This is a genomic window from Streptococcus sp. HMSC10E12 (assembly GCF_001807855.1).
GTDB lineage: Bacteria > Bacillota > Bacilli > Lactobacillales > Streptococcaceae > Streptococcus > Streptococcus salivarius.
In genome coordinates, this window is the sequence record NZ_KV791109.1 from 41,995 (window position 1) to 56,859 (window position 14,865).

Sequence of the window (14,865 nt, forward strand, 5' to 3'; positions counted from 1 at the left end):
CTTTTTTAGGTTCAAATACAGATATGATGTATTAATGTGTCTAAGTGACAACATGAAGTGTGGTTAGCTATCTACTAAGGCCAAGCTTGTCAAGGTCTTCCTTATGTTTTCATTGCTTTCATGGTATAATCAAAGGGAAATTATCTTGGAAATGGTGTCACAAGTCTAGGTAACATCATTTTCAGAGATAGCAATTTATAAACGAAATGGTAAATAGTAAAGGAAGACTCAAATGATTACGTCAGAAGAAATTAAGTCACGTCTGTGGAATGGAGCTACCGAGCTCCGTGGTTCAATGGACGCTAGCCGTTACAAAGACTACATGTTAGGACTCATGTTCTATAAATTCCTAAGTGATAAAACACTCAAAACCTTTGCGGAATTATCAGGGCTTTCTACTGATGTGGATGTGTTTGAGGAATATCAAAAGGCACACGAGTTATACGAAAAAGATCTTGAGAAGATGATCAGTGATAACTTAGGATATGTGGTCAAACCTAAGTACTTGTATCAAAAATGGCTAAATGACATGAATACAGGGCAGTTTGAAGTTCAGACGGTTACAGAGAGTCTTGGCGAATTTGAACGTAGTGTTGTGTCAACAGATGAGACGGATGATTTTAATGGCCTTTTCTCAAGCTCAACTTTGGATTTGTCTGATACAGCTCTTGGTAGTGACTTGAATACACGAAGCAAGAACATTCAGGCACTTATTCGTCTTTTTGAAGACTTGGACATGGTTGCCCTCCAAAAAAGTGATATTTTAGGGGATGCCTATGAGTACTTGATTGGGCAGTTCGCTATGGAGTCTGGGAAAAAGGCTGGTGAATTCTATACCCCTCATCAAGTTAGTGAAGTCATGGCTCAGATAGTTGCGACAAATAAGTCTCTAGCCTCTATCTATGACCCGACCGTTGGCTCAGGCTCACTCCTTTTGACGGTAAAAAAACATCTATCTGAAGAGCAGCAGAAGGTTCTTAGCTACTACGGACAAGAAAAAAATACAGCGACTTACAACTTGACACGTATGAACCTCTTACTTCATGGTGTACGTCCTGAGAAAATGAGCATTAAAAACGGTGATACCCTTGCACAAGACTGGCCAGAAGACCCAGAGCGTCCAGATGAAGGCGTACAGTTTGATGCGGTGGTTATGAACCCACCTTATTCGATTAAGAACTGGAACCGAGCTGGCTTAAAGGCTTCAGACCCACGTTTTGAAATTGCCAGTGTATTACCTCCAGATTCAAAAGGGGACTTTGCTTTCCTTCTTCATGGGCTTTACCACCTATCAACCACTGGTACAATGGCTATTGTATTACCTCATGGAGTACTTTTCCGTGGAGGAGCAGAAGGTGAGATTCGTCAGAAACTCATTGAAAAGAATCAGATTGATACCGTTATTGGTCTACCAAGCAATCTATTCTCTAATACAGGGATTCCAGTATGTATCATCATTTTGAAGAAGAATCGTGACTTAAATGAGCCTGTTCTCTTTATTGATGCTTCGCATAACTTTATCAAAGTAGGGAAACAAAATGTCCTTCAAGAAAAAGATATTGCTAAGATTGTAGATACATACAGTAATCGTACAGAAGAAGAAGGCTACAGTCATTTAGCGAGTCGAAAGGAACTCATCAGAAATGAGTTCAATATGAATATTCCTCGTTATGTAACAGCTATAGACAATGAGATTGCCCACGATGTTGATGCCCACTTATACGGTGGTATTCCAAAAGCGAATATTGAGAACTTGAAGATTCTCAAGCAATTGGTACCAGATGTTTTAGAACAAGCCTTCACTGAAAAACGTCCTGGCTATTTGGCTTTAAACAAAACGATTGATGCATTTTCAGATGAGGTGTTATCTAGCACTGTCGTTCAAGAGACAATGACGCAAGTAAAAGAAACGGTTGAAACTTATCTGGATACCTATTGGACCCAGTTGCATGAGCTCGGTAAGGAACGTAGCTCTAGACAGGTTAAAGAATCCATGTTAGCCGATATTAAACATCAGCTATCAGCTTTTGAACAATTTGACAGTTATGACGGGTATCAGATGATTGCTGAGATTTGGGCTAATAGCCTTGAACATGACTCAGAGTTTATTGAACAGTTAGGATTCTATCAAGCTGGTCGAACACGTGAGCCTAATATGGTCAAAAAAGGGAAGAAAAAAGAACCAGTTCAAGACGGTTGGAATGGGGTTGTCGTTCCAAATAGTCTTATTGCTAGTGAGTTTTATGCCAAAGAGTTAGCTGAGATTGAGGCTTTCAAATCACGTATTGCTGACATTGAAAGCGAAATGGGTGAGCTTGTAGAAATTGCTAAGGTAGAAGATAGTGATGAGTACAATGCTCTCTTTGATTCTCTTAAAAAGAATGAAGAGGGTGAAGCTCAAGACAGTTTTGAAGGCAAGTCGATTAAAGATAGTTTGAAGAAGGCTGAAAAAGGGTCTCTTGAGTATGACCTTCTCAAGAAAGTCGATGACTTGACCAAAGAAAAATCAGCAGTCAATAAAAAGATTAAGACCAAAGAGCAAGAGTTAAAAGAACAAGTGGCTGATCGCATTCTTCAATTGACTGATGAAGAAGTAGATCAACTCCTTTACAAGAAATGGTTTGGTTCAGTTATTAAAAAAGTGGAAGACTTAGTAGAGTCACCGCTTAAGGCTGAGATTGCAGTGATAGACGAATTGAGCAAACGCTACTCTGAGACCTTAGACACTCTAGATGATGAGATTGCTAAACTTGAAAAAGAACTTGAAGCGATGATGAAGGAATTGGTGGTGCTATAATGACGAATAGTAAATATGTGCCAAAAAGACGGTTTAAAGAGTTTGAATTAGATGATGAGTGGGAACAATTAAAGCTAGGGGAACATGCCAATATTCTAACAGGCGGGACACCGAACACTTCTATTTCTAGTTATTGGGAACCTAAAGAGATACCTTGGATGTCGTCAGGAGAAGTCAATAGAAGAAGACTTGATAAGACTGATAATATGATTTCAAATGATGGAATTCGTAACTCTAGTGCTCGTTGGGTGAAAAAACATTCTATTCTCATTGCATTAGCTGGACAAGGAAAGACACGTGGAATGGTTGCGGTTAATAATATTCCGTTAACAACTAATCAATCAATTGCCGCTATTGAACCAGATAAAACACTAAACTATGAATTTGTCTTTCAGAATTTATCTAAACGATATGATGAACTTCGTCTGATATCATCCGGAGATGGAAGCCGTGGAGGACTTAATAAACAAATTGTCTCTGATATATCAATCGCATGTCCGAATGTTAATGAGCAAGAACTGATTGGTAATTTTTTAGCTGATTTTGATAGCCTTATTACTATGAATCAGCATAAACTTGATAAACTCATAGATCTGAAAAAAGCCTATCTCTCAGAAATGTTTCCAGCTGAAGGTGAGCGCGTGCCGAAACGTCGTTTTCCTGGTTTTGAAGGTGAGTGGGAGCAGAAAAAGTTAACAGACTTATTATCTTTATTAAAGGATGGAACTCATGGAACTCACCAGGACGTTAATAAAGGGCCGTTACTTTTAAGTGCAAAAAATATTAAAGGAGGAGATATAATTTGGGATGAGACTGATAGAAGAATCTCCCTAGAAGAATATATGAAAATACATTCGAAATTTGTCTTAAATAGTGGTGATATTCTTTTAACTATTGTTGGTTCCATCGGGGAAGCTGCTGTACTAGAAGATGCTAGTAATATTACATTCCAGAGAAGTGTTGCTTTTTTGAGACCAAATAAGACAGTTTCTACACAGTTTTTATATACAAAAATACAAACTAAGGAGTTTCAAAAAGAACTTGATAACAGAAAGTCAACATCAGCTCAACCTGGGATTTATCTTGGGGATTTAGAATCAATCCCCATTTCATTCACACCACTAAAGAAAGAACAAAATAAGATAGGGAAATTTTTTGAAGCTCTAGATCAACTTGTTACCCTCCAGCAACAAAAACTAGACAAACTAAACGATTTGAAAAAAGCTTATTTGAATGAATTGTTCGTGTAACGTCAGCTCCAGTTTGATATAGAAAGGACATGTATGAGTAATACACCCAAAAATGCTTCAGAAAAAGCATTTCAGGAAAATTTCGTAAAAGAATTAACGAAGTATAAGTGGCAAGCTCCTGATAAACTAAATGGTAATCTTCATAAAGTCACTGTTCAAGACCTTATTAATAACTGGCGTGACGAGTTAAATCGTATCAATGCGGATATTTTAGAAGGTGTTGCCTTGACAGATGCCGAGTTCCAGCAAGTTATGGCTAAAGTCAAACAGATATCAAATAGTTATGAGGCCGCAAAGATCCTTTCAATGGAAGGGTCAACGGGTAAAATCGACGGTATCTATCGGGACAGTCACCCCGATGTTACTAGACGACAAATTACACTAACGATTCTGAGAAAGGCTCAAGTTCGTGGTGGAGACTCTAATTATCAAATTGCGCGTGAGGTACAGACTGACTATAATAACCGATTTGATATTGTGCTGTTAATTAATGGACTACCATTAATTAATATTGAGCAAAAACGTACGGATAAAACATTAGACGAAGCCTTTGGACAATTCAAACGTTATTACCGCGAAGGTGAATACACTAATAACTTCATGGCCTTTTCACAAATGATGGTTGTGACAAGTGAGATTGAAACACGTTATTTTGCGACACCTAAAACACTCAACGATTTTAATCCTGCTTTTGTGTTCCACTGGTCACTTGTACGAAAAAGCGAAAAAGATGGTAAATTCCTAGGTCACCGTATATTGACAGATTATCAAGAAGTTATTGAACATTTCTTAAAGATTCCTATGGCACACCAAATGGTTGGGGATTATTTAATCATAAATGAAGATAAACTGGAAGAAAATCGCCGTCATATGTTGATGCGACCTTATCAAGTCCACGCATTACAAGCCATTGAAAAGGCTGTTTTTGGCTCGGTTAATGATAGTATACCGCACGGTGGTTTTGTCTGGCATACTACTGGTTCAGGAAAGACCATCACAAGTTTTAAGACAGCTCAGGTTTTAGCCACTCGAACGGAGTATGATAAGGTTGTCTTCTTATTGGATAGACGTGACCTTGACGACCAAACTTCAGAAGCTTTTAAGGCTTATTCCGTTTATGAATCGGTAAATGTGGATGATACGAAAAGTACCTATCAACTCAGAAGACAATTGATGTCTGCTAAGAGTGGTATTGTCGTTACAACAACCTTTAAACTCTATAACCTTGTTGAAAGTCTTGTTAAAGGACAAGATGATAGTCTAAAAGAGAAGAAGATAATCTTTATTATTGATGAAGCCCATCGGACAACTATGGGTGATATGATGTTTAAAATTAAAGAGTATTTCTTTCAAAATGGTTTGTTCTTTGGTTTTACCGGGACACCCTTGTTCGATGAAAATGAGGCTAAAGGTAAAGTCAATGAACGTAGCGAGCTCATTAATACGACTGAAAAGCTATTTGGTCCCTTGCTGCATCAATACACTATCGATGAAGCAATTGCGGACGGTAATGTCTTAGGTTTCCATGTTGACTACATCAATACTGGTGAGTTTAGAAATTATGATGACCTCCGGGAGCAACTCATTAAGTACTTATCTGAGAAACATCCAGAAAAAGGTGAGAAAGCTATCGCACGAGAGGTCTATAAGTGGGATGATTTGGAGGTTGAAACCAAGGCTTCTGAAGAAGGTATCTTAATCTACCAAGATGAGACTCATATTCCACGAGTCGTTGAAGAAGTGCTAGATGGTTGGCAGGAACAGTCTCAAAACGGAGAGTTTAATGCAATCCTCACAGCTGCTTATAAAGAGCGTGTGATTGCCTATTACCATGAATTCAAGAAACAAATTGCTGAGAAATTCAAGGATGGTGAAGCGAAACCCAATGTCGCTATGACGTTTAGTTTTGGAAACGAGAATGATCCAGATAATATTGCTCTAGAAGTCGTTAATGAAATGTTTGAAGACTATGCAAACTTTACTGGTATTTCCTTTACCCCTGGCAATAAGACTCATGGAGAAGCTGCTTACTTTGAAGATGTAACGGACCGTGCAAAACGAGGTGGTAGTGGTAGAAACCCTAAAAATATCGATATTCTTATTGTTGCTGACCAATTACTAACAGGTTATGACTCAAAACGTATTAACACCCTTTATGTTGATAGACGTCTTGAACTTCAAGGCTTGATTCAGGCTTATTCTAGAACTAATCGTGTTTTTGGTTCTTCAAAGGAATTCGGAACGATTATTAATTTCCAATATCCAAGAATGACACAAGAACTTGTTAAGGCTGCTCTTGCACTTTATGGTAGCGGTGGTAAGAATACTGAAGTCATCGTTAAAGAGTATGAGGAGGCTGTCGATGAACTGAATAAGCGAATGCTTCATCTCATCCAAGAACTTTCAGACCCAACACGATGGATAGACCTACGTGACGATAAAGACGGCAGAAAACGATTTAAAGCAGCATTCAATGAAGCTGCTAAACAGTTAAATATTGTTAGACAATATTATGAATTTGTTTGGGATAATAAGCGTTTTGGCCTTGATGAGCATAAGTGGCTTCAGTATATAGGTGCTTATCGAAACCTTTTCCCTAGAGTTGAAGAGGGACCAGAAGTGGAAGACATTAGGGAATTACAAGGAAGAACTAAACTTCAAGGTTCTCAAGTTATTGATGCTCAGAGCCTCCTAGAGTTAATTGGTAATAAGACGACTACAGAAGGTGGTTATATTGTTATCAATGATAATAATTTAGTCTTAGTTCAAGAGCAAATTCAAGAGTTGAGTAACCTTGGGGAGTATGAAATGGCTAAGTCCTTGAAACGCTTTGTTGATGAGGAATTGGTAACTGGTCACATTCCGGCTACTAGTAATTTTGATGAAGCCTTTCAGGATTGGCAGGATAAACAACAATTCGAAGAAGTTAAAGTATTTGCGTCCGAATGGGGGATTGATGCTGATTTACTTAGCAAATCGCTTAAGGAGTATAGTCTTATCAAACCAGAAGAGATTCCATTTCGTGATGACATCTCTAAAACATTGGATCCTGATAAAGCAACAAATATCTTTGCAGGCAATAAGTTGATGCTTAATATGAACTTAGGTCCTGTTCTTCAAAAATGGATGCGTGACATTAAACAGAAATATAAGTGATAATTCAAATAAAGAGCCAGGATTTTCCTGGCTCTTTGATTTTTGAGAAGTATCATAGGTGATATAAAGAATGATTATTATACACTAGGTTTCTTTCGGGTTGAAATTGTTAAATGGTATAATAGTAATGGGAATGAATTAGGAGGGAATTGCTATGCCTAAGAAGATACTTTTTGCAGTTCTGATAGTTATTTCATTGTTCTTATGCAGTTCGGCTGTTAATAAGGCAATCACCTATGATAACGACTTCATTATTTCGTTAGCTAAAGGGTTAGACAAACGGTGGGAGGATGCCCATTCGAATTACGAGGACACTACGGCGTACTATGAAAAGGCCACACAATTTGAGTTATCAGAAGTTGGAAGATACAAGGAAAGAACTTTTAAGGATAACAAACTCAAGAAATTAGCTATTGAATATATAAATGTTCTTGAGGATTCAAAAAAACTAACATCGAAGGAAAATAATCATTTCTCTTCTGATCGTTGGGTTGAGTACAGAAGAAAGAGATATGAATTGATACTTGATATTCATTCAAGAAAGAAGATACCTGTCCAGGATACTAGGAACTTACGTGATATACTAGACATAGGAATAAAAGTGAAGCAAAAAAATGAAATAATCCAAGCACTTAAAAAATTTTTTAAAGGGAATAACTTTACAATCAGTAAAAGTAGCGAAAATAGTGACGAATTGAATTGTTCTGGTACATTTGAGAATACTACCGATTATTATCTAAGTTATGTACCTATGACTATTGTAGCTTATAATAAGAATGGTAAGGTTATTTTTAGAAAGATAGATGCAGCCATCATTGAGTGGAGAGAAGGGACAACTAAAGAATTAAATTTGACAGTTCATGATCCTGATCATGATTTCAAAGAAATCAAAGTATTGTTAGATGAAAAAGGTCTCCAATTTAGATAGTGACCGAGAAACAAAAAAGGGGGGTGTCACTCCCTTTTTCTCCTATATAAATGATGCTATACTGGGCATATGAAAAAAGATTCTAAGTACATTATTACTTTGGTGGTCATTTTCCTCGCTCTTGGAGTCATGTTTTTGGTCTCTGCCTTAATGAAGAAAAATGAACCGAAGAAAAAAGTAACACCCCCTAGCACCGAACAGGTGATTGAAGATTCATCCTCGGAAGACATTCCAAAAGAAGATAAGTATGAGAGATGGCGTAAAGAGGCACTTGCGACCTTAGAAACACAAACACCTGCAGATGATGCTGACACGCAAACTGTAAAGAATGCTTTGAAAGAAATGTGTTCTTATGTTGAGACTGTTCAGAACGTAACCGATGTTAAGCCAGATTATCAAAATCACTTAACGCTTACTAGCACTAAGATGCAGTATGAGCTTGTAGCGAAATTCATGCTAGGTTATAAGTACTCTGATGCTAAAACGCAAGTATTTAAAGCTAAAGCGGACAATGTTCGTCAGTTTGTCCTTGAGGTTGCTAACCCAGATGGTGCAAAACTCTATTTCTGTGGGAATTACGTTATGGGAACAACTCAAATAGAAGTAACATCAGTTCATGGAGTAGCTGAGGCTGATCATGCTGAACATGGACATGACTAAACGTAGTCAATCCTTCTTACATATCTTGTTTAGCTTCATCAATAGATGGAGCTTTTCTTTATATATTTAACTCTAATAGGAATTTTTGTCCTTGTGTAAGTGCATATCTTCTTAATCCTTGATATAATAGTGCCATAGCACAGGGATTAAAGAATTGGTGATAATAAGAGAATAGGATTAAAGAACGATTGGAGATGAGGAGTCATGGAAAAAGAAACAAAGCGTCTTTTAAGGAAGTTGGTCAGATTATTTGACGGACAGACTAAGGAATATCTTTTAAAATATACTGATGATGTTTCTGAGTTAAATATTGAAGAACAACATAAATTAGCTCAAGAGTTACCGGCTAGACACTTAAGTGCTGAAATTTTAAGTGATATTCAACGAATAAAAAATGGTGAAGAGCCACGTTTCTTCACCAAGGATGGACAATATAAGGGACTATGTGTTGAAGAATACAACCAGCGTGACTTTATGACTCGTCAGCAACGATACGTTCTAAGTTGGGCGTTTGGAATGTTACTCTTTTTAGCAGTCTTTACAATTGTTTCCTGGAACTTTGTTCCCAATGTTATCCAAAAAATGGAAACCAGTGCATCACTATTGAATTATACTGAGAACTATGGCACTCGTCCTGAACAGGTCTTTGCAATGGTTGTTTGTGGAGTCTTATTGATACTACTTTCGGTAGTTGTTTCACTAGTATGTTTGAAGAGGTATCGTAAAAATACTGAAGAACCTATCAATGTCGTATTGACTGATGATTTGAGATTATAAAAGCTGAAGCTTAAGCTTTGGCTTTTTTGGTGTTTTTAAACTTGATCGCTATTTTTGGGGATTAAATTTCCATAAAGCAGTTAATAGAAGAACAATAACTATGTTTGTTTCTGAATACCAGTAGGAACAGACTACATTATTACTCAAGTAGGATATGGAATGTTTTAAACGACAGGACGAGACCTTACCCCGTAATTGGCAATTTATATTAAAGGATAGTGCGAGCGTACTTGATGGAGTGTTAGAAGAGAATGAGGCGAGGAAGCTTATTAATTTGCAAACCAAAAGCACTGTCACTTCGTACTTAGTGCCAGCAGAATAATATATAAATAAACACCTCGCCCCAAGAATAGTGCCTAACTTCAAGTGATGAGAACTGCTGGATGGGCCATAAACGAGGAAAAGTTTATCATGAAATAAATCAAAGAGGAAGAGCAGGTGCAACCCCTCCCTGTAACTTCAACTTTTGGATCACTATTGGCTGTATTAAAGACAAGGGAATTTATCAAGTAAACCTAGAGGTTGATAAAGCAACGTCTAAAAAAATAGTTCATTTTAAATTACTTTTGAAAATTTAGGGCTCTCTGCGCTTGCTCTTGTAATTTCCTCTGTGCTACACTAATCTTAGTTTAAGAAAAGACGATTCAAAAATCTATGAAAGGAGAAAATTATGAATACACCTCGTATTAACCGATTTTTAGGTGAGTGGTTGGACAGACAGACTAGCCCAGACTTTTTTAAAAAAGGTTTGATTCTTCTGAATGCATATGACTTTCTCGATAGTAAGGCGGATGCCATTCCTGGTCTCATCGCTCATAAAAAAAGTCCTCTACGTCGGCAATTAGATGAAGCTCTCGCTAGTCGTGGGTACTGTTATCTTAAGCCTATTAAAGTCAATGCTCAAAACTCCATTGAAGTAGAGAAGTACTATCGATTTGAAGCTACACCTAAAGGTTCCAATGAAGCTATTACTTACTATGGTCTAGGTGCGTACTTTATTTGCCGTGCTATATTTAACAATGAATTCGATATTGATTCTGGCTTTCAATATGATGATGAAGAACTATTTTATGAAGACATTGGATTTGATGCTCTATTCCATAATAAGTCCGTTTTCCTATTAGGAGACACTTCTTCTGATGATATGGAGGTATCTTGGCAAGAAATTGGGATTTCAATGCGTAGACGAGCTTTTAATTAGGCAACAATACAATCCATATTATATTACAAGAGAGCAGTATGCTCTTTTTTTGTGTTTTCATAGGGTGTCACTGGGTTTGAGTCAGGGATGACTTTTGCTATTATCTGATTGTAATTTTTTAAGAAAGGAAATTGCTTATTTATGGATAAAAACAAACGTTCAATGATCCTAAAATCTGGAGCTTTTTTAACAGCCCTTGTAGCAACAGGTTTGGTTAATAATGGGGTATCAGCAGACGAAACTGCCGCACCAACTGGACCAACAGATAATGCTACTGTTGCGACTGGACACTCCGATACACTTCTTCCTCCCGCTTCATCAACACCAGCGACACCCGGTACCAATACCACAGATGTCCCAACTGCTGAAGCACCTAAAGTAACTGACGGTTCTACTGGTACAGGTGTAGCTACACCTACAACACCAAGTGTTACTACGCCAAGTCAAGACGAAGGGAAGACATCAGAAACTTCTGAGGCTACACCTACGACTTCTGACAATGCAAGTACAACTGCTGAAACGTCTACAGCTACCTCTGAAGGAAGTGAAGGAAACTCTACTTCTGATACAACTTCAACTGCATCAGAAACACCTACCCCTTCAGAGCACACAGTAACTGAAACCCCTACTAAGCCTAACGTTACGGATACTGCTAATACTAACCACAATAGTGAAAATAACACTAGCAGTAGCAGTGAAAGTTCAACAAATACTGTTAATGATAAAGGGTCAACGGTTGCCACACCAACTCCAGCACCAACTGAAGGGAATAACGCTTCAAGTTCTGAAGCACCTAGTGGCTCATCAACTTCAGCTGAATCTTCTTCAACAAGTTCAGAAACACCTAAAGTATCTGATGGAACTTCTGGAACAGGTGTAAGTTTGCCAAGTAGCGAAGGAACAACATCTTCTGAGAAATCATCAACTTCTCCAGAACTGTCTGAAACTGCTACAAATACACCTCATATTCTTGACGGAACCAATGGAACTGGTGTCTCTACGCCATCTGAACATAAATCAGACAATCGTACAGAAGTAGCTTCAACTTCAGCAGCATCTTCAAACAAGGTAGTTGAGTCTCCTAAAACTGAAGAAACTCCTAAAGTTAGCGACACGAATGTTCAAGAAGCACCTAAACCAGGGGACGTTTCTCCTTCAACAAAACAAGTTGTACTTAATGTGACTCCTAGTCAACCAGTCGTCACAAATACTGGTTATAAAGTTGTCTCAACAAACAATAGTGATCTTGTCGTACAAAACTTCGATGGTTCTGTAGCCTCAGTTCCAGCTTCACAGGCAGGAGGAGCAGTGAATGAGGATGGAACTGTCTCTGTTAAGACCGAGGCAGGAGAAATGGTAACACTTCCTGAAACAGGGGAAGCTGGAACAAAACTCGTTACCTTTGGATTCTTGATTTTGGCAGCACTTGGTCTTCAACGTACAGCTGTGAAACAAGATAAATGGTACTTAAACTAAGAAAGGTGATTATTTTAAATGTTTAAAGACTCAAATAACACGAAAGGACATGGCTCTATTCGTAAAAATAAGGTCTATGGAGCAGTAGGTGTACTTGCACTCGGTGCTGCAGCAATCGTTGGAGGAACTTCTCAAGCATCCGCAGATGAAGTAACTGAAGCTCCTGTAAATTCAGAACCAGTGGCTACCTCACAAGCAAACGCAGACAGCCTTATGTCACAAGCTACAGCTGTTGCAACTTCAGATGTCTCTACTCCAACAACCACAGCGACTGCAACAAACACTACTGATTCACAACCTACTGAAACAGTAGCAGAAGTAGCTACTATACAACCAGTAAGTAGTAATGATAATAACGCTTACGCTGAAAAGGCTAATACATCTACTGAAGCTGAAAAGGTAACTATAGACAACACAGCTGTCACAGATGCGGTTGCTACTGCAAAAGACAGTGGTGTTAAAGTAACACAAGATGCTACGCAAGATAAAGGGACACCAACTACAAGTGAAGATCTCGCAACAAAGCAAGCTGAAATCAAGGCCGACCAAAATGAACAAGTAGCTACAATCAAACAAGCTACTCAGGACGCATCTGGACGCCAATCAGCCTATGATGCAGCTGACAAAGCTCACGACACACTTGAAACTCAAGTAGATAAAGCCGTTAAAGACAGTAATGGACTTATTAAAGCTGAAGCTACTGAAATCTCAAGTGGAGATGGTAATAATGTAGGTGATTACAACACCTATACTGAGCAGGTTAATAAGCAGATTGCGTCAAACAAAGAAACCATCGACAAATTTAACAAAGATTATGCTGCTATGAAGGATAATGCTAACGTTAATGTTGACGGACGAGTAACAACACAAAATGTTGACCAGTTGACTTATGGTAACTCTGTTCAAAATGGTAGTGTTAATCCAGACGGAACCTTCTCATTCACGCACGATATGAATGACTCAGCTAATGATAGCTTGGGCGTTTTGGGTACAGGTACCCTTAATGGTAAGGTTAATTTCACGTCTGTTGCTAACGGAGACGGTTCGACAACCGTAACACTTAATAGTCTCGATTTGTGGAACTATGCTTATACAAGTAACCGTCCTAATACTGGTGTTAACCAAAATCTTAACTACCACGTTTATACTGATGGCGAAGAAATTTACTCAGTAAACCACGATGGTAACTCAAGCTTTGCGGAAGATATCAACCGTAGTATTGCACTTAACAAGTCCTATGTCTTGAAACCAGGCGAGACTACTGGTATTATCCCAATTCTTAACATTGATGATAACTGGATTATCAATACGCATGGCCAGTTGAGTCTTGAATTCACTAATCCAAACGTGGTGCCATCAGCTACAGTTAAAAAGGTTAATGAACCTGTTAAACCAGAAATTCCATCTGTAAGCTACCATGACTACAGTATGAATTATCAACCAACTGTAACTAAAACTGTCCTCAACAGCGACGGTGAAAATGTTAATGGTAAGATGATTCCTAAAAATGATGAACACACCTATGTTTTGAATAATGGAAATATCTTTGCCAATGCAAAAGTTGGCGACACTGTGACAACACGTGATCCTCTTGAATTTGGAGAAGTTCCTAACATCGAAGCCAACAAAGCTGAAAATGAGGCTAAAGGTTGGAACGTTGACTATGATGATGCTTCTAAGACCTACACATTTACAGCTAAATATGAAGGTAAAACTCTTGAAGCACCTACTATCAAGTTTGTAGCCTCTGATGACAACGGCTTCTATGATAATACTTATAAATCTGGTCGCAACGGTTATGAGACCTTTTCTAATACTGTAACTAACAAAACACCAACGGCTCCAAAACCACATATGTCTGTTACAGATTCAAAAGGAAATGACATCGACGGTAAGACTACTGACGATGATAAAGTAACCTTCCATTTGACGACTGACTATAGCCCATACAAAGAAATGGCTGCATCTAAACAAGCACTTAAATTTGCACTCCTTGATGACGTGCAAGATGGTGCCTTCACAGTAGATGAAGATGCTATTACTATTGTCGATAGCAAGAACAAAGATGTCAAAGACCTTTTTGATATGTATCACGTACTTTCAGATGAAGGGCGTACTGATGCCATCAACAAGATCCTAAATGAATCTGGTCTTAACCCAACTGGTGAATTCTATCTCTGGGTAGCCAAAAATCCAGTAGATTATTACCAAGACTACATTCTAAAAAATAATAATGTAACAGTTAATCTCCCTGCTACATTGCAAGTCCCTGCAGGTACTACTGTAGAAAATGATTTCTATCAGATTGATTTTGGTAATGCCTATAAATCAAATCTTGTTTCATTCGATACACCACCAGCAGCACCAGTAGGAGAGTCTGGCGGACCTACTTCTACCCCAGTAACTCCAGTAGAAGAAGTGCCTGTCCAACAACAAGCTATCAAAGTTCTTCCTAACACTGGTGAAAAATCAACATCAGCCATTGCTACTGCAGGTGCAGTTATTTTGACTACTGCACTTGGCATGCTTGGTTTCTCTAAACGTAGTAAAGAGTACTAAGATAGCACCCACTTCTTAAAATTCCTTTTCCCTATTCTAAATTCATCATTCCCTAAAAACA

10 protein-coding genes are annotated in these 14,865 nt (G+C 38.2%); all 10 read left to right on the top strand.

Going from position 1 to position 14,865, the window contains the following annotated elements:
• Positions 1 to 232: 232 nt before the first annotated feature.
• Positions 233 to 2,797 (top strand): type I restriction-modification system subunit M, encoded by a 2,565-nt coding sequence (locus HMPREF3112_RS09095; protein WP_070439417.1) that lies wholly within the window; start codon positions 233 to 235, stop codon positions 2,795 to 2,797.
• Complete coding sequence (locus tag HMPREF3112_RS11455; protein WP_070439419.1) at positions 2,797 to 4,047, top strand: restriction endonuclease subunit S; 1,251 nt, start codon at positions 2,797 to 2,799, stop codon at positions 4,045 to 4,047. Before HMPREF3112_RS09095 ends, HMPREF3112_RS11455 begins: the two co-directional genes overlap by 1 nt.
• A gap of 33 nt (positions 4,048 to 4,080) precedes the next feature.
• Positions 4,081 to 7,203 (top strand): type I restriction endonuclease subunit R, encoded by a 3,123-nt coding sequence (locus tag HMPREF3112_RS09105; RefSeq protein WP_070439422.1) that lies wholly within the window; start codon positions 4,081 to 4,083, stop codon positions 7,201 to 7,203.
• A 154-nt stretch (positions 7,204 to 7,357) separates the two neighbouring features.
• Positions 7,358 to 8,131, top strand: coding sequence for an FxLYD domain-containing protein (locus tag HMPREF3112_RS09110; RefSeq protein WP_070439425.1), 774 nt, complete (start codon positions 7,358 to 7,360; stop codon positions 8,129 to 8,131).
• A 69-nt stretch (positions 8,132 to 8,200) separates the two neighbouring features.
• Entirely contained in the window at positions 8,201 to 8,791 is a 591-nt protein-coding gene (locus HMPREF3112_RS09115) for a hypothetical protein (protein ID WP_070439428.1), read from the top strand.
• A 204-nt stretch (positions 8,792 to 8,995) separates the two neighbouring features.
• Entirely contained in the window at positions 8,996 to 9,568 is a 573-nt protein-coding gene (locus HMPREF3112_RS09120) for a hypothetical protein (RefSeq protein WP_070439430.1), read from the top strand.
• Between the two features lie 383 nt (positions 9,569 to 9,951).
• On the top strand, positions 9,952 to 10,146 hold the full coding sequence (locus HMPREF3112_RS09125) for a hypothetical protein (protein ID WP_070439433.1): 195 nt from the start codon (positions 9,952 to 9,954) through the stop codon (positions 10,144 to 10,146).
• Positions 10,147 to 10,238: 92 nt separating this feature from the next.
• A complete protein-coding gene (locus HMPREF3112_RS09130) occupies positions 10,239 to 10,769 on the top strand; it encodes a hypothetical protein (RefSeq protein ID WP_070439436.1) in 531 nt (176 codons plus the stop codon).
• A gap of 141 nt (positions 10,770 to 10,910) precedes the next feature.
• On the top strand, positions 10,911 to 12,245 hold the full coding sequence (locus tag HMPREF3112_RS09135) for a hypothetical protein (RefSeq protein WP_070439439.1): 1,335 nt from the start codon (positions 10,911 to 10,913) through the stop codon (positions 12,243 to 12,245).
• An 18-nt stretch (positions 12,246 to 12,263) separates the two neighbouring features.
• Positions 12,264 to 14,804, top strand: coding sequence for an SspB-related isopeptide-forming adhesin (locus HMPREF3112_RS09140; RefSeq protein ID WP_070439441.1), 2,541 nt, complete (start codon positions 12,264 to 12,266; stop codon positions 14,802 to 14,804).
• Positions 14,805 to 14,865: the final 61 nt, after the last annotated feature.